16 protein-coding genes and 2 pseudogenes are annotated in these 21,026 nt (G+C 68.6%); 6 read left to right on the top strand and 12 right to left on the bottom strand.

Annotation, left to right across the window (positions count from 1 at the left end; all coding sequences use genetic code 11):
* Positions 1–130: 130 nt before the first annotated feature.
* The 6 genes from F1615_RS26415 to F1615_RS26380 form a co-directional block, all read right to left on the bottom strand.
* A complete protein-coding gene (locus F1615_RS26415) occupies positions 131–1,747 on the bottom strand; it encodes an IS4 family transposase (protein ID WP_244328859.1) in 1,617 nt (538 codons plus the stop codon).
* 482 nt (positions 1,748–2,229) lie between these two features.
* Positions 2,230–3,921 carry a right-handed parallel beta-helix repeat-containing protein gene (locus F1615_RS26400; RefSeq protein ID WP_244328858.1) on the bottom strand — a complete coding sequence of 564 codons (1,692 nt, stop codon included), beginning with the start codon at positions 3,919–3,921 and terminating at the stop codon, positions 2,230–2,232.
* A gap of 101 nt (positions 3,922–4,022) precedes the next feature.
* Positions 4,023–5,441, bottom strand: a complete 1,419-nt coding sequence (locus F1615_RS26395; protein WP_149551549.1) for a UDP-glucose dehydrogenase family protein — start codon at positions 5,439–5,441, stop codon at positions 4,023–4,025.
* Positions 5,442–5,488: 47 nt separating this feature from the next.
* Positions 5,489–6,511 (bottom strand): UDP-glucose 4-epimerase GalE, encoded by a 1,023-nt coding sequence (galE, locus tag F1615_RS26390; protein ID WP_208818413.1) that lies wholly within the window; start codon positions 6,509–6,511, stop codon positions 5,489–5,491.
* Between the two features lie 35 nt (positions 6,512–6,546).
* Entirely contained in the window at positions 6,547–8,436 is a 1,890-nt protein-coding gene (locus F1615_RS26385; RefSeq protein WP_149551548.1) for a glycosyltransferase family 2 protein, read from the bottom strand.
* Positions 8,437–8,620: 184 nt separating this feature from the next.
* The gene (locus F1615_RS26380; protein ID WP_149551547.1) at positions 8,621–9,703 is read right to left on the bottom strand and encodes a UDP-glucuronic acid decarboxylase family protein; all 1,083 of its coding nucleotides are present in this window, start codon (positions 9,701–9,703) and stop codon (positions 8,621–8,623) included.
* 1,150 nt (positions 9,704–10,853) lie between these two features.
* Between F1615_RS26380 and F1615_RS36485 the strand changes: the two genes are divergently transcribed.
* Positions 10,854–11,579: a hypothetical protein gene (locus tag F1615_RS36485; RefSeq protein WP_244328857.1), complete on the top strand. Its 726-nt coding sequence runs from the start codon at positions 10,854–10,856 to the stop codon at positions 11,577–11,579.
* 109 nt (positions 11,580–11,688) lie between these two features.
* Here F1615_RS36485 and F1615_RS26365 read toward each other — a convergent pair whose 3' ends face one another.
* Entirely contained in the window at positions 11,689–12,438 is a 750-nt protein-coding gene (locus F1615_RS26365; protein ID WP_149551545.1) for an SDR family NAD(P)-dependent oxidoreductase, read from the bottom strand.
* Positions 12,439–12,566: 128 nt separating this feature from the next.
* Here F1615_RS26365 and F1615_RS26360 point away from each other — a divergent pair, with 128 nt between their 5' ends.
* Together F1615_RS26360 and F1615_RS26355 are read left to right on the top strand one after the other, a co-directional pair.
* Positions 12,567–13,001, top strand: a complete 435-nt coding sequence (locus F1615_RS26360; RefSeq protein WP_149551544.1) for an Rrf2 family transcriptional regulator — start codon at positions 12,567–12,569, stop codon at positions 12,999–13,001.
* 205 nt (positions 13,002–13,206) lie between these two features.
* Positions 13,207–13,839 (top strand): transposase, encoded by a 633-nt coding sequence (locus F1615_RS26355; protein ID WP_425385660.1) that lies wholly within the window; start codon positions 13,207–13,209, stop codon positions 13,837–13,839.
* A gap of 136 nt (positions 13,840–13,975) precedes the next feature.
* Here F1615_RS26355 and F1615_RS26350 read toward each other — a convergent pair whose 3' ends face one another.
* The gene (locus tag F1615_RS26350) at positions 13,976–15,040 is read right to left on the bottom strand and encodes a twin-arginine translocation signal domain-containing protein (RefSeq protein ID WP_149551542.1); all 1,065 of its coding nucleotides are present in this window, start codon (positions 15,038–15,040) and stop codon (positions 13,976–13,978) included.
* 669 nt (positions 15,041–15,709) lie between these two features.
* Between F1615_RS26350 and F1615_RS36995 the strand changes: the two are divergent.
* A pseudogene (locus F1615_RS36995) lies at positions 15,710–15,866 on the top strand (RidA family protein); the annotation flags it as partial.
* A gap of 21 nt (positions 15,867–15,887) precedes the next feature.
* On the opposite strand, the gene F1615_RS36990 reads toward F1615_RS36995, so the two are convergent.
* A complete protein-coding gene (locus tag F1615_RS36990; RefSeq protein WP_341873463.1) occupies positions 15,888–16,586 on the bottom strand; it encodes a DUF427 domain-containing protein in 699 nt (232 codons plus the stop codon).
* A gap of 769 nt (positions 16,587–17,355) precedes the next feature.
* Here F1615_RS36990 and F1615_RS26330 point away from each other — a divergent pair.
* On the top strand, positions 17,356–18,345 hold the full coding sequence (locus F1615_RS26330; protein ID WP_149551540.1) for an aldo/keto reductase: 990 nt from the start codon (positions 17,356–17,358) through the stop codon (positions 18,343–18,345).
* Positions 18,346–18,648: 303 nt separating this feature from the next.
* Positions 18,649–19,305: a hypothetical protein gene (locus F1615_RS26325; RefSeq protein ID WP_149551539.1), complete on the top strand. Its 657-nt coding sequence runs from the start codon at positions 18,649–18,651 to the stop codon at positions 19,303–19,305.
* 2 nt (positions 19,306–19,307) lie between these two features.
* Here F1615_RS26325 and F1615_RS36480 read toward each other — a convergent pair.
* From F1615_RS36480 to F1615_RS35720, 3 genes and pseudogenes are all read right to left on the bottom strand, one after another.
* Positions 19,308–19,544, bottom strand: a pseudogene (locus F1615_RS36480) (hypothetical protein); the annotation flags it as partial.
* Between the two features lie 111 nt (positions 19,545–19,655).
* Complete coding sequence (locus F1615_RS26315) at positions 19,656–20,273, bottom strand: dirigent protein (protein ID WP_149551538.1); 618 nt, start codon at positions 20,271–20,273, stop codon at positions 19,656–19,658.
* Positions 20,274–20,754: 481 nt separating this feature from the next.
* Positions 20,755–20,922 (bottom strand): hypothetical protein, encoded by a 168-nt coding sequence (locus F1615_RS35720; RefSeq protein WP_167533858.1) that lies wholly within the window; start codon positions 20,920–20,922, stop codon positions 20,755–20,757.
* Positions 20,923–21,026 lie beyond the last annotated feature (104 nt).

Here is a 21,026-nt window from a genome sequence, read left to right as displayed (position 1 = left end):
GACCGATCCCGCCGGCGGGCAAAAGAAGGCATGAACGCGCGGCAGGGCGGGAAGTCGGACGGCATCGCCCGCCACTTGATGCCGTTGTCGACGAGGTAACGCACCGCGTCGATCATCCAATGCCGCGAAGTTAAGGCCCCGATGGTGCTGTCAAGGGTTCGGCGAGCGGGATCTTGTAGGTGCAGGGGGCTGTGCGGATGAGTCGGTTGTTGCGGGTCCAGTAGCAGAGTTGTGCTGTGAGGCTCTTGATGGACGGTGTGGTGGTGAGGCCGAGGCGGCGTGCGATGTCTCGGGTATGCATGGCTTGATTCGCATTCGCCGCCAGGATCCGGCAGACCTGGTCCCAACGCCTGGAGGTCGTCTGGCTGGGGGCCTGTGTGCCGGGAAGGGCCGGCGGGTGGACGGTGATCTCGATAGCGCTGATCGGTGTGCTGTCGCGGGGGCGTCCGTCGCGATTCCAGGTGTGGTAGCGGGAGATTCCGCTCTTGACGATGCGGGTGGAAAGCCGCATCCGGCGTCTGGGAAGGAGCGTGCGCAGGATGCGGGTGCCGATGTGTCCGACCAGGTCGGAGTAGTTGTACGGTCCGGTTGTTGGAAGTATTCCGGTGAGGCTGACGACGGTGTCGCGGGCTGCCTCCAGGGCGGCGGTGAAGCCGGCCCGGTCGGGGTCACAGCCAGGTTCGGTCTCCACCGCGGTCACCATGATCGAGCGCAGTGCCTGGTAGAGGGTGAGCAGTCCCCACACTTCCTGGCAGAGACCTGCCGGGTCCTTCGAACGCAGCACCCGGCCTTGAAGGAGGGTGTGGCGCAGTGCCAGGTAGGCGGTCTCGATCTCCCAGCGTTCGTGGTAGAGGCGCATCAAGCGGGCGGCGGGGTCTGTGCGATGGTCGGTGAGTGTTGTCAGCAGGCGGTAGGTGTCACCGAAAGTGCCGCCGTCGACGGTGCGTGCTTGCACCTCGGCCTCGATCACTCGCAGCGAGAGGCTGCCGATGCGGGTGAGGTACGAGCCGTCAGGCAGTAGGGCCAGCACCGGTGGGCGCCGTGCACTGGTGCAACGCACCAGAAACTGCGCGCCCTGTCGTGTGATGGCGGCCAGGAGCTCGTTGCCGTCGAATGCGCGGTCTGCCAGAAGGAGCATGTCCGGGGTGAGGTGGCCGGTCAGTCCCCGGGCGTAGTCGCTCTCGGCTTTGACGGCGGGGCCGAAGGTTGCTGCGATCAGGCCGCGGGTGCCTGTCTCGCACAGCGTCATCAGCATCAGCCGGGGGTATCCCGCCGGGCCATGGCGTCGTACCGTCCTGCCGAGCCAGGACCTGTTGCGCTCGTGGTCGGGGACCGACAGGCTTCCGCATCCGTCGAATGCGACCGTGCGCCAACGGCGGTAGCGCACTCCAGGGGTGGAGGGCTGGGCCAGCGGGCCCGCCAGCACGTCGAAGAGCCGCTGCAGAGGGGCGACGCCCACCCGCCGGCGCAGATCACGAAGTGCCTTCTCGGACGGCCGTGGCACGTTGCCGCTCAGCCCTGCTACGAGTTTGTCCCACACCAGCTGGGCACCCAAATGCTCGAACAGGCCGAGAGCCAGGACGAAGTAGACCCCGACTCGGGATGGCAGACTCCGCAATCGTTTCTCGCGGGCTCCGGTCTCCTCCACCACCGCATCCACCAGCTCCGGTGGGATGACTTGGGTTAACTCGCCGATGTGACCGGGCGCGAACACGTCAGGCGTGCCGCCCGTGACAAACTGGGCCACAGGGCCTCTGCTCTCTCAGGAAGATCTTGGTCGATCCCCTGGATAGCAGAGGCCCTGCCACATCTCACGAACCCCTTGACATTGCCATCGGGGCCTTAACTTCGCGGCATTGGTCGATCATCTGCCCGTGGCAGTAGCCCTCCGGCCTGCCGCCCCGGCCCTCAAGCCGTCCGGGCACCGGCAGCAGATCCCGCACGTGCCCACTCCGTATCGCTCATGTCCGAGCCGTACCGGGGTCGGCGCTCTGGCCGGTCGGCCGCGTTCCCGAACCGATGGGCGAGACAGTCACACCCAGGAGCGGACGGACTGGACCCGGCAACCCTCACCACGCGACACTTCGACAACAGGGCCTCTTGCTCCTCGCTGGACTCGACAACCGCGAGCTACCAGGGAGCCCTTCCTCTATGCCCCACCAGTCAACACGTCGCCCGATCCAGGACGCCGTTCGAACCAGATCGAGCGTACGACCGGACTGAGAACGGTCAGTCAGGCTGCGCGGCCCCGGCCGTCAGAGTTTTCGGCAGTCGTTTGCCGAAGTAGTCCACTGGGCCCGGGTCGGCGTCCAGCGCCCGGGAGCCGAGCCCGACCGGCATCGTATCCCGGCAGCGCGGTACCACATTCTCTGCGCTGATTCGGCCGACGCCGGGGATCTCCAGCCCTCGCAGGCATGGGTCGTGGCTCGATCCGGTCGGAACGCCGCTGCGTGCCTCCTGCCCGGAAGCGGTCCGCCACTCGTCCAGGGTCGTGAACCGCTCGGCCCCCCACGCCAGCAACCAACTGCCCTTGCTGTGGTAGTTGTTGCCCTGAAGGCTGAGGACGCTCGCACCGTAGGGCGACTGGGAGTCGACCAGAGGGCCGCCGTCGGTGGCGAAGAGGTTGTTGTGGACGCGCACGTCGCGCATGCCGTGGCGCAGTCGCAGGGCCGGAGGCCGTTGGCCCGCCGCCTCGGCGGAGGCAAGGCCGTCGGTCCGCATCACCACCGTGTTGTGGTAGATGGACAGGTCCTTCATGCGGGTGCCGTAGGCGACGATGCCGCCGTACTCGGGCAGTCTCCGTGCGTCGTCCCAACTAATGTTGAAGCGGAGGACGTTGTCCTTGTGGGCGCCGGTCGGCTTGCCGGAGTAGACGAGGAATCCCGGTCCGTCGTTTTGGTACGCGAGGTTGTACTGGACGACGGATGAGGACACGTTGTTGTCCAGGCCGAACCCTCCGCCGTCCACCCGCGATCCGGTTCGGTTGCGGTACGACCTGTTGCGCTCGAAGACCACCCGTGTGGAGTCGTACGCCCACATGCCCTCAGGGCCCTCCTCGGCGTCCGTGGCCGATCTCGTGCCGTTGTCGTGGGCCACCGAACGCGTCACCTTGGCGTCCTTGACACTGCCCAGTGCGATACCGCTGCCGGTGTTACGCCGGTCGTTGCGGGGGTCACCGGTGTTGGAGTACGCCTTGACCCGGTCGATCCGCAGCCCGGTGTTGGCGTAGGCGGGCCGGTCGGCGTCGAACTCGGGCCCGTAGAAGACGAGTCCGGCCTCAAGGTTGTGGTGCACGGACGTGTCCGTGATCCGCACATTGCTGAAGCCGCTGACGGCGTCCTTGTCCGCGCCGACGCTGATCCCGTTCTGGAATCCCCTCGCGTCCACGCCGGTGATGGAGACGTGGTCGAGGCGTCGGGCGCCGGTACGGCTGTTGCGCAGGGCGATCCCCGCCCCTTCGCGCAGCGCCCTGCGGTCACCGACCAGTGCGAGGTTCCTGATCTCGACGCCGGCGGTGTTGTGGACGGTGATGCCGGACGTGCCCCGCGGGGCGATGGTGGCCCGGCCGTCGCCGTACGAGTCGATCACGACAGGTCGGGCCGGGCTGCCCGCTTCCCCGTCCTCCAAGGTGATGCTGCCGCGGAACCGCTCGCCCCCGCGCAGTCTGAGGCGGTCGCCGGGCTGGAGACGCGCGCTGTCGGCGTGGTCCAGGGTGCGCCAGGGCTTCTCCGGCGACATGCCGTCGTTCTTGTCGTCGCCGTCCGGGCTCACGTAGAAGGTGAACGGGCCGCCGCCGGCCGGGCGCGCCGGCCGGTACACCGCCGGCGCCCCCGGTACCTCGCACCCTGTCACCAGCAGAAGCCCTGCGGCCGACATCCCGATGACGGTCCGCTTCGTACGGCCCCGTTTCACCGCGTTCACGCGCACCCCTTAGGGACGTCCCTGTGCCCAACACGGACACAACACAACAAAACCAGAGTAAAGTGGCGTTGAAACGCCGAAGTGAGCGCCCTGCCCCACCGTTACGCCATGACGGCCGACGGCGGCGCGGTGCTGTTCGCACCGGGGGGCGGGACGAGCCTGGACGGTGCCGGCTCCGCGGCCGCGAGGACCCGCCGCGGGCTGGGAGCGGACCGCCCCAGCGCCTTGACGGTCCAGCCGGCGGACCGCCACTCGTCATGCGCGAGGGCGTTGCGCCCGTCAATGAGGACGGGCACGCGGACCACCCGCGACAGCTTCACCGGGTCCAGCTCACGGTACTGGGCCCATTCGGTGAGGTGCAGCACCAGCTCCGCGTTCTGACATGCCGTCAGCACATCTGTCTCACAGTACAGCTCCGGGTGGGCCAGAGCCGCGTTCGCGGTGCCCTCGGGGTCATGGACCCGGACGTCGGCGCCCTCCTCGCGCAGCGCGGCCGCGATGGCCAGGGCGGGCGAGTCGCGTACGTCGTCGCTGTCCGGCTTGAAGGTCGCGCCCAGGACGGCGACGCTGCGGCCGGTGAGGTCGCCGCCGGCCATCCGGCGGGCGAGGGCGACGGTCCGGGTCCGCTGACGTCCGTTGATCTCGTCCACCTGGTCGAGGAACGCTACGGCGGGGCCGGCCCCGAGTTCCTGGGCACGGGCGGCGAACGCCCGGATGTCCTTGGGCAGGCATCCGCCGCCGAAGCCCACCCCGGCGTTGAGGAACCGGCGTCCGATCCGAGTGTCGTGGCCGATGGCGTCGGCGAGGGTGACCACGTCCGCGCCCGCGGCGTCGCAGACCTCCGCCATGGCGTTGATGAAGGAGATCTTCGTGGCGAGGAAGGAGTTGGCCGCGACTTTGACCAGCTCGGCGGTGTTCGGGTCGGTGCTGATGTACGGGACGCCCGCACTCAGCATCGGCGCGTACACGCGGCGGAGTGTCTCGTCCGCCTGGGAGCTGTTCACGCCGGTGACGATCCGGTCCGGCCGCAGCGTGTCCTCGACGGCGTACCCCTCGCGCAGGAACTCGGGGTTCCATGCGACCTCGGCCCGTACCCCTGGGGGCGCCAGGTTCGCGACGTGCTCGGTCAGGCGCTCCGTCGTGCCCACCGGGACCGTGGACTTGCCGACCACCAGGCAGGAGGAACGCAGGTGCGGCACCAGGCCGTTGACGACGCTGTCAACGTACCGCAGGTCGGCCGCGCGGGAACCGGCCTGCTGCGGGGTGCCCACGCAGATGAAGTGGACCTCGCCGTGCGCGGCTGCTTCGTTCAGACGGGTGGTGAAGCGTAGGTTGCCGGAGGCCAGGCCCTGGGTCAGGACCTCGTCCAGGCCCGGTTCGTAGAAGGGGGGTCTGCCCTCGGCGAGGGCGGTGATCTTCTCGGTATCGGTGTCGACTCCGAGGACGTCGTGTCCGATGGCGGCCATGCACGCGGCGTGCACAGCTCCGAGGTAGCCCGTACCGATGACGGTCAGTCGCATGCGGGTAACTCCTCTCGCGGGCAAGCGCGTTCGCTGGTTACGTGGGGTCAGGAGGCGTAGCCGTACGGGTTGTGCTCCTGGAAGTTCCAGGCGTCGCGGCAGATCGCGGCAAGGTCCCGCCGCGCGGTCCAGCCCCAGGCCGCCATGACCTTCGCCGGGTCGGCGACGAGCTCGGCGACATCGCCGGGCCTGCGGGCGGTGACCCGGTACGGGACCGGACGGCCGGACGCCTTCTCGAAGGCGCGCACGAGCTCCAGGACGGAGGCGCCGCGCCCGGTGCCGAGGTTGAAGACCCGCATGCCGGGTTCGTCGTCGATGTGGTCGAGGGCCGTGCGGTGCCCCTCCGCGACGTCGACGACGTGGATGTAGTCGCGGATGCCGGTGCCGTCGGGCGTCGGGTAGTCGTCCCCGAAGACGCTGAGGCCGTCGCGGCGGCCCACGGCGATCTGCGTGAGGAACGGCATGATGTTGTTCGGCACCCCGCGCGGGTCCTCGCCGAGCAGTCCCGTGCGGTGGGCGCCGGCGGGGTTGAAGTACCGCAGGGCCAGTACCCGCAGTTCCGGCACATGGCGGCACAGGTCCGAGAGGATCCGCTCGCAGGTCCACTTGGTGGTCGCGTACGGGTTTGTCGGCGCGGTCGGGGACTCCTCGGTCAGCGGGACGGTCGTGGCGTCACCGTAGACGGAGCAGGAGGAGGAGAACACGAGCCGGTGCACCCCGTGCGCGTGCATGGCGGAGACCAGGGCCGTGGTGCCGCCGACATTGATGTCGTAGTAGGCCAGGGGAATGCGCACCGACTCACCCACGGCCTTCTTCGCGGCGAAGTGGATCACCGCGTCGATCGGGTGGCTCGCGAAGACGGCGTCCAGGGCCTTTCTGTCACGCACGTCGGCTACGTGGACCGCGGCGATCGGGCGGCCCGCGATCTTCGCCACGCGCTCGAGGGCCTCCGGGGAACTGTTGGAGTGGTCGTCGAGTACGACGACTTCGTCGCCGGCGCGGAGGAGTTCCACGCAGGTGTGACTGCCGATGAAGCCGGCGCCACCGGTCACCAGGATCGTCCGGGCCATGGGGGACCTCGTTTCTCCTTCGGTCGCGAAGGCCGTCACCAGGCGTAGAAGCCGGTGAAGTAGGTGGGGAAGACGCCGGCGGCGAGTGCCAGGGGGAGCAGGCACAGCACGCCGGCGGTGAACGGGAGCGCGGCCGTGCTCAGGGCTCGCGAGGCGGGGACTCCGGCGGCGCGCGCGGTCTCCTTGATGTGGAGCACACTGATCGCGAGGGTCACCGCCGCGTACGAGACCGAGCCGAGGATGCACAGGAACACGTAGCCGACGGCAGGGCCGCTGAACTCACCGACGATGGCTGCCCCGGACAGGACCAGGGTGGTGAGCAGATAGGGGACGACGGTCCGCAGCGGAAGGCGCTCCAGGCCGACGCGCTTCTTCGGCGTGACCTTGAACGTGATCTGGCGGGGCCGGATCCTCTGCGTCACCGCGGCCAGCATGCCCCAGGCCACGTAGGGCCAGCGGGAGAGGGCGAAGAGCCACATCTCCCAGCTCAGGACAGGGGCGTCCGCAGGGCGCATCAGGCCGCAGCGGCGGCACAGGAGCGTCAGCAGGATCAGCCACACCGACATGCTCCAGAAGTGGCCCAGAAACTCCAGATAGTTGACGTCGATCCAGGGGGTTCCGGTAACTGCCGCGACCGCCGGAAGCAGGATGCCCAGGACGGTGGCCGTGGCGAGGAGCGGGTAGTACATCAGCGCCGCTGAGAAGCGGATACGGAGCTTCAGCGGCATCCGGCCCAGATGGCGCGGCAGCATGCCCAGGAGCATCACACCCAGGCTGCGGGACCACTGGAACTCCTGGGTGATCATGGCGCTGAAGGTGAGGGGCCCTTCGCCGTGGGCCTCCGCGTCGATCGCGAACGCGCCCTGCCAACCCGCCGAGGTGAGCAGGAACGTGGTCGAGAAGTCCTCCGCGAGCTCAGGGCCGAGACCGCCGATGCCGCGCAACGCCGTCGTGCGCACCGCGTAGTGCGAGCCGATGCACACCGGAGCGAGACCGGCGGAGTGGCCGAGCTGCACGGGCCCGTGGAAGATGGCCTCGCGATGCAGCCGGCCCCGGGCCGCCCAGGAACCAGAGGCGTTGGAGTCGCAGACACTGGGTGCCGCGACATACCCGATGGCCGGGTCAGCGAACGGTCGGACCACTTCCGCGAGGTACTGGCGCCCGGGGACGTGGTCGCAGTCGAGCTGGGCGACCACGTCGTAGTGCTCGTATCCCCAGTGGTCGTAGAAGTAGGCGAGGTTGCCCTCCTTGCACCGGGTCCGTCGTGGCCAGTCGGCGCGGTGGTAGTCCGGGTGGCCGCGTCGGCAGGAGACACCGACACCGCGGGCCCGGCACCAGTCGAGGATCTCCGCGGTGGGGTCCTCGTCGCAGAGCCAGACGTGGTAGTCGTGCGGGAAGTCCTGGTCGAGCATCGCCTCAAGCGTGGTGCGGGCGATGTCCCAGCCCTCGGACGGGGCGCGCGTGACCACGAAGGCGGTGCGCAGCGCGGGGACGGGGACCTGCGGGTCGAAGCGCCGCATCCGGATCAGTGCGACGAGGAAGTGCACCGGCAGGTAGGTCAGGTAGAGCAGCAGCGCGCTGTTGATGATCATGCCCGGCCAGCCGAGGCGGTGGCTCGGCTGGAGCCACCACACCCAGAACCAGACCAGGCAGGCCGCCCAGCCGACGGAGAGCAGCAGGACGAGAAGACGGTCGGAGCGAGAGAACGCCCGAGGGAAACAGGAAGGGCGGCAGGTCAGTCCGCGTGGGGGACGCGCGAGGACGGGGCCGTCGGGGCCGATGGAGGCGACCGCGCCCTGCGACAGGGCGCGGATCTCGTGGCCGAGGACGGCCCATTCCTGCGGCGTACCGGGGGCCGGGCGGGAGAGCGGGGAGTCCTTCTTGGTGCCGGCTTCCAGGACGGGCCCTTGCTCCAACGACGTCATGGCAGACAGGTCTCCAGGCGGTGCGACAGGGGTCTGTTGGCGTGCGGGGTGGGGGAACGGCACCGGAGCCGCGAACACGGACGGGGGCTTTGATGGGGACAGATCCGGCCTAACGGCGGCCTGTGCGGCCACGGTGGCCTGCACCGCCCACGGTCCGCGGGCCCGTCGTGCAGGCCGGCCCGGTTCAGCCTTTGGCGGCGGCCGGTTCGGAGGCTGCCCCGGACGGCATGCCGACACCGGACGGGGCAGGGATGGCCTGGGGAGCGACGGACACCGAGGCCGGCAGGACCGTGTCGCCCTGGCCGCCGCGGATCGCCGCGGCCGAGACGCCGAGCCGGTCGGGGCGGGCGCCGAAGTAGGCGATGGTGCGGCTCAGGCCCTCGGTGAGCTCGATCTCGGGTGTCCAGCCCAGCACCTCACGAGCCCGGGTGATCACCGGACGCCGGCGGACCGGGTCGTCGACCGGCAGGGGGTGGTGGTTCACCTCGGATACCGAACCGGTCAGCGCGAGCACCGTCTCGGCGAGTTCGCGGACGGTGCGCTCGATCGGGTTGCCGAGGTTGAACGGGCCCATCTCGGAGGAGTCGAGGAGCGCGAGGAGGCCGCGGATCATGTCGTCGACGTAGCAGAAGCTGCGCGTCTGGCCACCGTCGCCGTAGATGGTGAGCGGTTCGCCGGTCAGCGCCTGCGTGATGAAGCTGGACACCACACGCCCGTCGTGCGGCCTCATCCGCGGCCCGTAGGTGTTGAAGATCCGCGCGATCCCCACGTCGAGATCGTGTGCTCGGTGGTAGGCGGCCGACACCGCCTCCGCGTACCGCTTCGCCTCGTCGTAGACGCTGCGCGGACCAATGGAGTTGACGTTGCCCCAGTACGTCTCCTCCTGCGGGTGGACCAACGGGTCGCCGTAGATCTCGCTGGTCGACGCGAGGATGAACCGGGCGCCGTGCCGGAGGGCCAGACGCAGGGCGTTCTCCGTTCCGCGGCTGCCCACCGCGAGCGTCTCCAGCGGGCGGCGCAGGTAGTCGGGCGGGGAGGCCGGGGAGGCCAGATGGGCGACGGCGTCGACCTGGCCCGCCACGTCCACGCCCTCGCCCACGTCCACGCGGTGCAGTTCGAAGGCCGGGTCGGGCAGCAGGTGTGCGACGTTCTCCGGAACGCCGGTGGAGAAATCGTCGAGGCACACCACCGCATCGCCGCGTCGCAGCAATGCCTCGCACAGATGGGACCCCAGGAAACCGCCGCCACCGGTGACGACAACGCGCATCTCACTCTCCAGGAAAGGGGGGAAGAGGACGGAATCACACCTCACACGCAGATGTCCGTATCGCTGCTCGCCAGCGACGAGCAATGACGTCCACAGAGGACGAGAGTATGGGCATACATAGGATTTTTCGTGGAGGCCAATCTGGGTTGGGTCTATTCGGTGGGGTCGGCCGAGAAATCGAACATGCGCAAAATGCCCACCCCAAGGGGGTCCGCGTTCGAACGAAACACCTCCTCGCTTCACGCGCGTGGGTGATGTCTGGCGGGCGGGCGGGGTCTGGCGATCCTGTTCGAAATCCGCACGGTTGCGCCGGATTCATCAGTTCGATTCGATCACGGCTGAATGCCAGCAGGTCCCGGACGGACGGGCGCATACCGAGTACGGAATGGGTTCGGTGCGTCCGATGGCACCGGTCATTCCTGCCTTATGCCGGTCCGCGGCGAGCTGCCACCACCATTGGTCGCGGTCGATATACGACAGACGGGTCGCGAGCCGGCTGCTGGTCAGTGCCGTCCGGGACGCTGGGTCGGGAACAGCCAGGGCGCCCGCAGTCCCTACGCGCGCACACCCAGACGGACACCCTCGAGCGGTGCATCTATCCTCTCGAGCAGCGGCGCGGCCTGGCCACACGAACGGACAAGCTCGCGATCTCATCTGGGCCTGACGCTGACCAAAGAGACAGAATCAACGAGCTCGTGCACGGTGGGCGTGAGACGTCGAAGGCTTCGACTTGGCTCCGTGTTCAATCTGCCGTGCCGAGGCCAGATCCGCGGTGTGCTGGTGAGACAGCAGTCCGGCGACGGCCTGGACGGTGTGACTCAGGTACTCGCGGCGGCAGAGGTGGCGGGTCAGGGCACCCAGCCCTGATAACCGGCGTCGGCGAGGTTCTCCTCCGCGGGCCCGTCGGCCAGGAGCTTGACCAGCCCTGACTGGCGGGCATGGGTGATGTCCACGCAGCTTCCGGGCTTGGCCGGACTGCGAAACCCATACCCGCTCGTCCTCGTCGGCGACCACCATGGTTTTGACGGCGTTCTGCTTGCTCTTGCCGGAGATGAACGTGTCCTGGTCCTTGCGTCCGGCGGTCGGCCGACGGACCCGCATCTCGGTGCCGTCCATGATGCCGGTCTTTCCGCTGGCGTCGAGGTGGCCGATGACCTCGGCCAGGGTCCGCAGCCGCACTCCGGCGCTGACGGTGCAGCCGCGTTTCGGCGAGCAGGGGCCGCACTTTTTCGATGGCGCGGGTGACGGTGGAGCGGTCCATCCCGAATCAGCAGGCCAGCACGTCACGCGTGACCCCGTGTCGGAGGTGCGCGAGGGTGGCCGAGAGCCGGTCGACGAAGACCAGCCGGTGCTTCGCGCCGGCACCGATCGCGCGCTTCCGCTGCCGGGGCATCAGCTTGGCTTGGTGCCGTTCATGCCACAACGGGCCCAGCTCGACCACGAGTTCAGCGATCACATCGGCCGACAGGCCCGTGATCCTCCGGTCGCCGATGATCGCTGCACGAGATGCGTTCCCCATCACACGACCATGATCAACGATCAGAAGCTTGACGCCTCACCGCCTACCGTGCACGAGCTCGTCAGCCACGCCGCGCAGGTGAAGTATCTGACCACGTTTGCGGAGAAGGTCGGCAGGGAGCAGTGTGACGCCGAGTCAGCCACAGTGATCAAGGGCAGGGCCATCTCCCAGCGCGTTCCCCGGCACAGCTCACCGCCAAAACGCGCACAAGCTCGTGCGGGCGTGTACCGGGAGTGCAAGGGCCCGCCCTTCGTGGCCCGGCACTGTGCCGTACTGGCCTTTCCGCTTCTGGCCGGTGTCGTGCTCCGCGAGGCCTTGCACGGAAAGCCGCGGTGCAGATCGTCTATGAGCTCGTAACACGATCACGATCCGGGCTTCTTGAGGCGTGTCCACGCACACGCGGGTCGTTGGCGGTGCGCGCCCCGAAGGCGCGATGTCCTTCGGGGTGCGCGGCAGGGGTTCGGGTTCAGGCGTTGTAGCCGCCGTGGGCGTCCAGCACCGCGCCCGTGACGTATGACGCGGCGGGGCTCGCCAGGAAGGCGATCGCCGCGGCGATTTCGTCGGGGTGCCCCATGCGTTGCAGGGACAGCGAGCTGACCAGGGCATTGAGGGTCTCGGGGTCCGGCGGTTGCATACCGCCCTCCATCAGTCCGGCCTCTACGACGTTGGCCGTGATGTTCCGGGGCCCGAGGTCGCGTGCGACGCCCATGGTGTACCTCTCGATCCCGGACTTGGTCGCCGCGTAGTCGGCAAGGCCGGGGGCGCCGACCCGGGAGCCCAGTCCGGAACTCACCGTGATGACGCGGCCGCCCGTGCGCAGCACTCGGGAGGCGGCCCGGATGACGGAGATCACGCCGAGGTAGTTGGTGGCGTGCATCCGGTCCAGTGCGGCGGTGTCGGCGTCCGGGTCGTCCACCGTGCCGGCCACGGAGATCGCCGCGTTGTTGACGAGGATGTCCAGGCCGCCGAAGTGCGCGACTACGTCGTCGACCAGCGCCGGCGCCCGGCTCGTGTCCGCCTGGTCGGACTGGAAGGCGACGGCCTTGGCTCCCTTGCCGTGCACCTCGTCGACGACGGCCTGCGCCTGTTTCTCGGAGCTGACGTAGGTGAAGGCGACGTCAGCGCCCTGCTCGGCCAGCAGTCGTACGGTCGCGGCTCCCAGTCCGCGCGACCCCCCGGTGACCAGGGCGACCTTGCCCGTGAGTGGCTTGCTCATTCTTCTCACCTCGTTGATTGACCCTTCCTGCAGTCGAAACCTTAGTTGTTACGACACGCCAGTTGCAACCTTCCCTGTTACAACTGAGCTGTCGTAACATGAAGCGTTGCGGCCGAGAGGAGGAGTCCATGAGCGCCAACAGCAGGCTGACCATCGCGGCCCACGCGCTGGCCTGGATCGGCCTCTATCAGCGCCAGGGCCATGAGGTCGCCACCTCCGAGCAGATCGCGACCAGCGCGAACACCAACCCCGTGGTGATCAGACGGCTGCTCGGCGAGCTGCGCAGGGCCGGGCTCGTGGAGTCCCGGCGGGGCGTGGGCGCGGGCTGGTCGCTGGCACGCGAGCTGGAGTCGATGACCCTGCTCGACGTGTACGAGGCAGTGGAACCCGGCCCGCTGTTCGCAATGCACCGCACCACCCCGGACCAGGGATGCGTGGTGGGTCACGGCATCCAGCCGGCAATGCAGAGCATCTACGAGGGCATCGAGGAGACCGTGAGACGCGAGCTGGCCCGCGTCACGCTCGCGAACGTACTCCGGGACGTACTCGCGGCACCTCGCTAGCCTCTCCGTTACGCCCTGACATCACCAGGATCCCCATCTAAGCCCAGGCCGGCGAACAGCCTGGCAACCAGTCACGCCGAAGACTTTGTTGCGGTATCAGACCGTGTCCTACGAGCTCGTAACTTGATCTTGTTGCAGTGCCCTGGTCCGGCGTGACCGATGTGACGATTCCGCCGTTCGGGAGGATGTGAGCACCCGGCCATGGATCGTGGACGACGACTTGTGGGCGCTGATCGAGCCGCTGCTGCCACCCTGGCCGGAGAAGTCGCCGGGCCCACGGCCGGTGGCGGACCGGCTGTGTCTGCAGGGCATCCTGTACGTCCTGCACAACGACACAGCCTGGCAACTCCTGCCGCTGGAGCTGGGATTCGGTTCCGGGCAGACCTGTTGGCGGCGCCTGGAGCGGTGGCAGCAGGCCGGGGTCTTCGACCAACTGCACCGCATCCTGCTCGCCGAGCTGAACGACGGACGCGGCACCCCGCTCAAGGTCATCACCACCGCGGCAAACGTCAACGACGTCACCCAGACCCTCGCCCTGGTCGACGGCATCCCGCCCGTGGCCGGACGGCGCGGGCACCCGCGCCGCCGCCCCGACTCGCTCCTCGGTGACAAGGGCTACGACTCCAACCCCAACCGCCGAGAGCTGCGCAAGCGGCGGATCTTGCCGGTCATCTCCCGCAAGGGCGCCCCGAACATCAAGGGCTTGGGCAAGCTCCGCTACGTCGTCGAGCAGACCTTCGCCCTGCTCCACCAGTTCAAACGCCTTGCCGTCCGTAGGGAACGCCGAACCGAACTCCACGATGCCTTCGTCTCGTTGGCCTGTAGCCTCATCTGCTAGAGAGACCCCTCAAGAAGGCCCGCCCATGATCGTGTTACGAGCTCTATGGAGCGCCTTGAGGGCCGGCATCGGGGTGTCGGGGTCACGCGTGGGCGGGGGTTGCGGGTGATGCGGAGGTTGGTCTCGAGGTGCGGTGTCAGACGAGGAGGTCCTTGTAGTAGAAGCTGGCCTTCTTGTCGGTTTCGGTCAGCGATTGCATGGAGCCGAAGCCGATGTGGAGGCGGGCGGCCGCGGGGTTCGTGATGTCGGGGATCTGGACGGCCAGTCCTTCGGGTTCGCGGTAGAAGAGGCTTTCGCCCGCCTTGCTGAGGCGTCGTTCGTAGACGGTGCCGGTGTTCCAGTCGACGGAGGTCAGGTAGGTGTTGCTGGTGCTGGTCCGGTTGCCGTTCGCGTCGTACGTGTAGGCGGTGCCGTCGAGGGTGTACAGGTACTGGCCCAGGCTGGTGTAGCCCTGGAAGGTGGGGCCGGTCAGGACGGCGGGCTGGGTGATGGTGGCCAGCGGGGTGAAGGTGCCGGTCTTGAAGGTGGCGAGGTCGTACAGGCTGTACTTCCAGGTGCCGCCGATGCGGTGCCGGACGGCCAGGCGGTTGTTGACGGGATCGATTGCGGCGGTGTTGTGGTCGGAGCCGGGGACCGGGTCGAATCGAGTGACTTGGAAGGAATCCGGCTGGAGCACGGCCCCGTTGGCGAACTTGAAGCGTGCGATCTTCGTTCCGTAGCCGGTGTTCTGGCTGTCGGGCACGGAGTCGGTCTCGGTCCACAGGTAGGCGCTGTTGCCGGAGGGCTCCACACCGATCGACACGCCGTGGCCGAAGCCCTTGAGGTACATGCGGCCGATGATGGATCCCCGCCAGTCCAGGCGGGTGATGCACAGGTCGCCGTTGGTGGACCGCTCGGTGCCGGTGTAGGCCCGGCTCTCCCCGGACAGGATGCGCCCGCCTTGCACCAACTGGGCCGTGTAGAGGTGTTTGTTGGTGTTGTCGAAGCCGAAGGACTGCAGGATCCGTGTCTCGCTCAGCAGGATCTCGCGGAACCACTGGTCCGAGTCGTCGGTGAGATCGAAGCGCTTGGAGGCGGGTACGGCGGCGGCCGCGGTGGCCGCTTGGCTGAGGACCAGGGATCCGGTCAGGGCACCGGCCGTCAGTGCACCGCCCCGTTTGAGTAGCTGCCGTCGGCTCAGGCCGAACGTCTCGCCCATCATGTGACTTCGGGACCTCTCCTCGGGCTACTGCGGACACGAATGTGTGCGCGCTGTGATGCAACGCAGGATTGAACCACTTCCTGCGCACTGCGCGCCACAGGGTGTCTGTGCAGGCCACACACCGTGTGCGGTCTGGCAGGCAAACGTGATGCATGCCACAGATGTAAGGAGGGTGTGAAGGCGGACCGTCATCCGTTTTGTAGGGCTGTTCGCCGGTCGCCGGCAGCCGGCGGGGGAGTGCCACGGCCTGTTCGTTGTACCGTTACGCCGGGGTAGGCCCCGGCCTCGCTCGGTGGGGGTGGTTCGTGCGTCTTACGCGCAGACATCGCAAGAGCGCTCCGTGGGCACTGGTCATGACCATGGCGGCCTCGTTGCTGGCCGGCCCGGTCGCTGAAGCGACGGCAGCGGTTGACGCGGCGAAGCCCAAGCCGCCCGTGGACGTCCCCGTCCAGCAGGCGGGGGCCTTCCCGCCGGCAATGAGGCGGAGCCGACGCAGACCAAGCCGGTGCGCCCGAAGTGGCCCAGGGCGGCGCAGGCGCGGATTGCCCTGTCGGGGCTGCAGCCCGGTACAGCGGCACCGGTTGTCGCGTCCGGCGGCGGTGACGTCGCCGTGCGCGTCGGCCCGGCCCCGGCGGCCTCCCTCGCCCAGGCCCAGTCGACGCTACTGACCCCCGCAAGATCGATGCGTTCGTGGCGGAGGTCGGGCAGGTGGCGGAGGATATCGGGCTGACGTTGCCGCATCCGCCCTCTTCACTGATCGGGGTCGACGACCCTGTTCGAGCCCGACGTCTTGGTCGAGGTGGAGGCGACCGCGATCCACGACTGAGCGGCTCTCACTGTCGCCGCCTCACCACAGTTGGGTGCCCGGGGCACCCTTGAACGGCCCCCGCACCTCCGCGGTGATCCAGCCGCCGTAGAAGTCCCCCTCCTGCGCCGTGACCTCCTCTCCGTCGACCGTGCAGCGGTCCATGCGGCTCGGGTAGAAGGCGAAGAAGTCGGCGAGGGGTGCGTAGCCGGGCTCGGGACGGGGATAGCTCCAAGCGGCACGAGCGCGCACGTCGTTTCCCACGATGACGTCCCAGTACCGGGCCGACCCCTTCCATTCGCACCAGGTCCGGCCCGCGACCGCCGGAAACAGAAGCTCCGTACGGACGTCCTGCGGAGGGATGTAGAACACGGGGGGATGGCTGGTCTCCAGTACCCGGACGGCCCTGCGTGTCTCGGCCACCACCTGTCCGCCGCACTCCACCCGCACGTCACGGTCGTCCTGCCGCATGACGGGCGGCCGCGGGTAGTCCCAGACCGACTCGGGCGTCCGCGGGGTGAAACGCGGCACGGGCTCTTCCAGCGGGTCCAGATACACCTCGTCCTCGTAGCACCAGGCCCATTCCCGGTCGCGTGCCAGGGTGCGTGCCACCGGGTGTGCACTGGAGTCGAAGTGGGCCGTGGCGTGAGCACCGCGAAAGCTGTCGCTGCAGCCCACGTGGCCGCAGGTCAGGCACAGCAGCAGGTCGGCCGGTGCGCGTTCGTGCGCCGCGCAGGACACACATGTCTCACTCAGCGGGGGTGGGTCCGCCGTCCAGGTGTGGGAGCAGGGATTCCCTGAGGGCCTTCCGCCATCCGGCCGGGGTGTCCATCTCGTCATCGGTGATCACCGGCCTTCGACATCACGCTTCTCGGCAGCACTGCGCCCCGGCTCACGCCCGTGTCGGTCACGCTCTCTCCTCTCCGGTCCTTGTTCTCCACACTGTTTCGCCCTGACACCGCGCAGGGGATGCAGGCCACCGCACTCCGTCCCCAGCGGCGGCCCTCCACGCCGGAGGCATGCGCCACCTGGAAGTGACCACGCTCAATATCGCCTGGGAGGGAACCAGCAGCCAGGCGGTCGATCCCGGGTGGGTGCCCACCCGTATGGGAGGGCGGGCGCACCGGACGATCTGACAGCCGGACACCGGACCCCAGACGTGGCCGGCGGTCGCCGGCGGCGTCGTCCCGCGCACGGGCGGCTGCTGGTACCACCGGGGTCCCCGGGCGCCGCATCCCGCACGCGAGGACCAACGGTTTCAGGCTCGTCTCCTCCAGGCCCTGGAGCGTCACACGGGTGTGGTGCCCGACCAGGAGCCCGGTCCTCCTCACATCTCACTTGCCATGGAGTGAGCTCGAAGTCATAGCGTCGAGGACACAACGGCGCACGAGGCCGTCTCAGCGCCCGTTCCTGCCAGGGATGCCGGGTGGTGGCATCTGTACCTGAACGGGCGGGTCATTTCGTGTCGCCCAAAGGGCGATCAAGCGTGCAGGGAAGGATGGAACACGACATGCAGAAGCGTAGTCTGCGGGAAGTGCAGGTATCGGCCATCGGCCTGGGGTGCATGGGCATGTCGTCCTTCTACGGAACCGCCGACGAGAAGGAGGGCATCGCGACGATCCGGCACGCCCTCGACCTCGGCGTGAACTTCCTCGACACCGCGCAGATGTACGGCCCGCTCACCAACGAGTCCCTCGTCGGCGAGGCGATCCGGGGGCGGCGCGACGAGTATGTGATCGCGACGAAGTTCAACTACCGGATGGACGACGCCGTACCGGGCGACATCAGCACGGTCGGCCCGCAGGACGGGTCGGCCGAACACGTCCGCAGCTCCGTCCACGGCTCCCTGCAGCGTCTGGGAACCGACCACATCGACCTGTACTACCAGCACCGGGTCGACCCGAACGTGCCCATCGAGGAGACGGTGGGCGCGCTGGGCGAACTGGTCGCCGAGGGCAAGGTGCGCTACATCGGTCTGAGCGAGGCGAGCGCCCGGACCATCCGGCGTGCGCACGCCGTGCACCCGGTCACGGCTGTGCAGAGCGAGTACTCGCTGTGGTCGCGGGACGTAGAGGCCGAGGTGCTGCCCGCCTGCCGGGAGCTGGGCATCGGCTTCGTACCGTACTCGCCCCTCGGCCGCGGCTTCCTCGCCGGGCGGTTCACCTCGCCCGACGACCTGGACGCCAGCGACTGGCGCCGCCAGAACCCGCGCTTCCAGGACGCCAATCTGGAGGCGAACTTGCGGTTGGCGGCGAAGGTGAAGGAGATCGCCACCGAGAAGGACGTGACGCCGGCTCAGCTGGCCATCGCGTGGGTGCTGGCCCAGGGCGAGGACCTGGTGCCGATCCCGGGCACCAAGCGCCGCACCTACCTGAAGCAGAACGCCGCCGCCGTCGACATCGACCTGACCAAGGACGACTTGGCCCGCATCGAGGCGGAGCTGCCCGAGGCGGCCGGTGAGCGCTACGACGAGGCAGGCATGCGGTCCGTCAACCGGTAGCTGGAGGGGACGCACACACCACACAAGGGCTCCGTTGGGAACGCGGGGGTGGTCGTCCATCTCATGAGCGCCGGACCGCACGCGGCGAGGCGCCGACCGCGGACCGGATCGGCCGACATCAGCGGGGCAGCCGCTGGAGAGCGACCCTGAGGGCTTTCTTGCGGCGATCGGCGGCGAGGGCGATGAGTCCACTGAGCCGGTCTGTACCTAGCTGGTGCTGTGACCGCGAACCTTCGCCGGGCTGCCCGGGCCGGTGATCAGAAAAGGACGGGTGCCGCCCTCCGGCCGCGGTACGGTTTTGCCATGTCCCGATCAGCCGAAATTGCCCTGTCTCAGCCCCCTGTCACCGCGGACGACCTCGACCTTGCCGTGCAAATCGCCGTGGCAGTCCTTCGCGAGGCGCCCCCAGCCGCGTGGGAAGGCAAGGCCGGTTCGCTGGAATGGGACTGCTGGGAAACCGTTGAGCACCTCAGCGACGACCTCTTCGCCTACGCTGCGCAACTGGGCCCCAAGACGCCGCCCTTGGATGGCGAGGTTCCCTTCGTATGGGAGAGTCGACGTCCCGGCGGCCCAGCGAACGCCATTCATGCGAACCGCAAGGCGGGGCCCGTCGGCCTGCTACAGGTCCTGGAAGCGAGCGGCGCGCTGCTGGTCGCCATGGTGCGCACGACGCCTTCGCAGACCCGCGCTCACCATGTCTTCGGCGTCTCGGACCCCGAGGGCTTTGCCGCGATGGGGATCGTGGAGACCCTGGTGCACACGCACGACCTGGCACAGGGTCTCGGTCTCGCGTGGAGCCCGCCTGCCGATCTGTGCTCTCGGGTGCTCGCTCGGCTGTTTCCGGACGCGCCGTCGTCCGCGGATCCCTGGCCCACCCTCTTGTGGGCCACCGGACGCGCCGAACTACCCGGACACCCCCGTCTCACCACATGGCGCTGGGACGGCGCACCCCGGGCATAGGCTCAGGCGTCTCCGCCACAGAGGAGAGGTTCGGTCGGGGTGCCTGGGCAGGCTGCTGCTGAGATCGGTCGGCCACCCCAGCGGATGCCTTTCTCGCTTCGGATGCGGACAGGTTCCTTGCGCTCGGCGGCCAGGACGTCGCGGCGACGGGCGTTGGCGTTGCGCCGGCGCTGGTAGGCGTGCAAGGCCCGGGTCTGCACGGTGTGGTTGGAGTTGGCGATGGTGAACTTCCTCAGCGGGAAGGACGACCAGGAAAGGCGTGTGACGGGACTGTCCGATGCCTGGTGCAGAGGTTGCAACGGTTGTTCCCGTCAGCACGTCGCGGGCGGCGTCGGGGCCACTCGACGCGGCTACTTGCCGGGGAAGGACGGACTCACGGGCGTCGGCGCCTCGGCCGGGCCGCGACCGTCCTCGGGCTTGTGAGGCCGCACGTCGGAGAGTTCGAACGTGAGTTGCCAGGTCGCCGGCGTCAACACCCGCTGCATCACCTGACCATGAGCCGTACGGAACTCCCCGGTGCCTCCGGTGATCGCGTTGACGACCGGAGCCGGTACGGGAATTCCGGCTTGCTCACCCTGAACGGTGATCTGACCTTCCGGCAGCACCGCGGTCGACGCGCACTGTCCCGCGTTGCGTTCGAGGTCTGTGATGACACAGAACCCACCGATGCGCCCGACGATGCGTTCCTCGCGTCCCTCGGTCGACGTCAGGTTCCCGCTGAAGACGAACTGGTCGCCGACACTGCGGCCCGTCGCCCCCAGATCGAGCTCTTCGCCGACGTGCAGCCGAGCTTCTACGTGGATGGTGCGGCTCTTCGCCGAGGAGCCGTCGTCAGGGCGGGGTGCCGCAGCCGGAGCGGTCTCCGAGGGGACCACGTCGGCCGACGCGGGCCCGATGAGGGTGAGCCCGGCAGAACAGCCGAGAACCGCAACGGCGAAGTATGTGAAGGGTCGGCCGGCGAAGCCCATGGTCGCCTCCGTGTTTGTGGGAATGAACAGGGTCAGTGCCGCCAGGCTTCGTCCGAAGTCGACGCAGCCGGACGGTGGCATGTTCGGTCGGTTGACGGGGGGAGGGACACCCGGGCGGTTCCCGGGGCCGTGGGCGAGAACGTACGAGAAGTCCCGCGGCATCACCGGGAATCCTCGTCACGCTCACCCTGCTGGTGACGCATCTCGTCCGAGTTCATTCATGACGGGCCCTCCGTCTGGCGGAAACGTTAATGGCGGCCGTGGCGACGTGCTCAGCAGAAGGACGGCAACGGGGCCATTGGGGTGCATTTCCCTGGGTGAAGGGGAGAGGCCTTGCGTGTGGCGGGTCCGTCGGGGCACGCGGACGAACACCGCCCTCGCCCGGGACCGGTGAGACCTCACAGGCTCGCCTCTGCCCTGCCCGGTGGAGCAGCTCCTCGTGCGCGTGACGAGGGACGGGTGACCTCCCAGGCCGCCTTGATCATCCGAGGACGTCGGCCACCGCGATATCCGGATCGGCCGCGTCCAAGTCCATCGCATGGGCTTCGGTCACGAACCTCGCGATGGCCCGGCAGGCCGTTGTGCTCCGCGGCAGGTCGAGATCGCCGACGATGGCCGTCGCCGGCGAATCCGCCTGGCGCAGCCTCATCGACTCCTCGTACTCCTGCAGGCCCGGCGCGCTCTGCGGGGGGCGAAGGCGCTGTTCGGTGTCAGCCCGGACGTTGGTGTGCGGCTTCGGTGGGTGGTTTCCTC

Origin of the sequence: Streptomyces marokkonensis (assembly GCF_008312835.1) — a bacterium.
Taxonomy (GTDB): domain Bacteria; phylum Actinomycetota; class Actinomycetes; order Streptomycetales; family Streptomycetaceae; genus Streptomyces; species Streptomyces marokkonensis_A.
Note: the sequence above shows the minus strand (reverse complement) of the source record. Positions and strands in the feature narration are given on the sequence as shown.

Coding starts and splice junctions, on each gene's coding strand:
- F1615_RS26385 (WP_149551548.1), bottom strand. CDS start 8,436: ATGACGTCGTTGGAGCAAGGGCCCGTCCTGGAAGCCGGCACCAAGAAG.
- F1615_RS26315 (WP_149551538.1), bottom strand. CDS start 20,273: ATGGGCTTCGCCGGCCGACCCTTCACATACTTCGCCGTTGCGGTTCTC.
- F1615_RS35720 (WP_167533858.1), bottom strand. CDS start 20,922: ATGAGGCTGCGCCAGGCGGATTCGCCGGCGACGGCCATCGTCGGCGAT.
- F1615_RS36485 (WP_244328857.1), top strand. CDS start 10,854: ATGACCTCGGCCAGGGTCCGCAGCCGCACTCCGGCGCTGACGGTGCAG.
- F1615_RS26360 (WP_149551544.1), top strand. CDS start 12,567: ATGAGCGCCAACAGCAGGCTGACCATCGCGGCCCACGCGCTGGCCTGG.
- F1615_RS26395 (WP_149551549.1), bottom strand. CDS start 5,441: ATGCGACTGACCGTCATCGGTACGGGCTACCTCGGAGCTGTGCACGCC.
- F1615_RS26365 (WP_149551545.1), bottom strand. CDS start 12,438: ATGAGCAAGCCACTCACGGGCAAGGTCGCCCTGGTCACCGGGGGGTCG.
- F1615_RS26325 (WP_149551539.1), top strand. CDS start 18,649: ATGTCCCGATCAGCCGAAATTGCCCTGTCTCAGCCCCCTGTCACCGCG.
- F1615_RS26330 (WP_149551540.1), top strand. CDS start 17,356: ATGCAGAAGCGTAGTCTGCGGGAAGTGCAGGTATCGGCCATCGGCCTG.
- F1615_RS26350 (WP_149551542.1), bottom strand. CDS start 15,040: ATGATGGGCGAGACGTTCGGCCTGAGCCGACGGCAGCTACTCAAACGG.
- galE (WP_208818413.1), bottom strand. CDS start 6,511: ATGGCCCGGACGATCCTGGTGACCGGTGGCGCCGGCTTCATCGGCAGT.
- F1615_RS26380 (WP_149551547.1), bottom strand. CDS start 9,703: ATGCGCGTTGTCGTCACCGGTGGCGGCGGTTTCCTGGGGTCCCATCTG.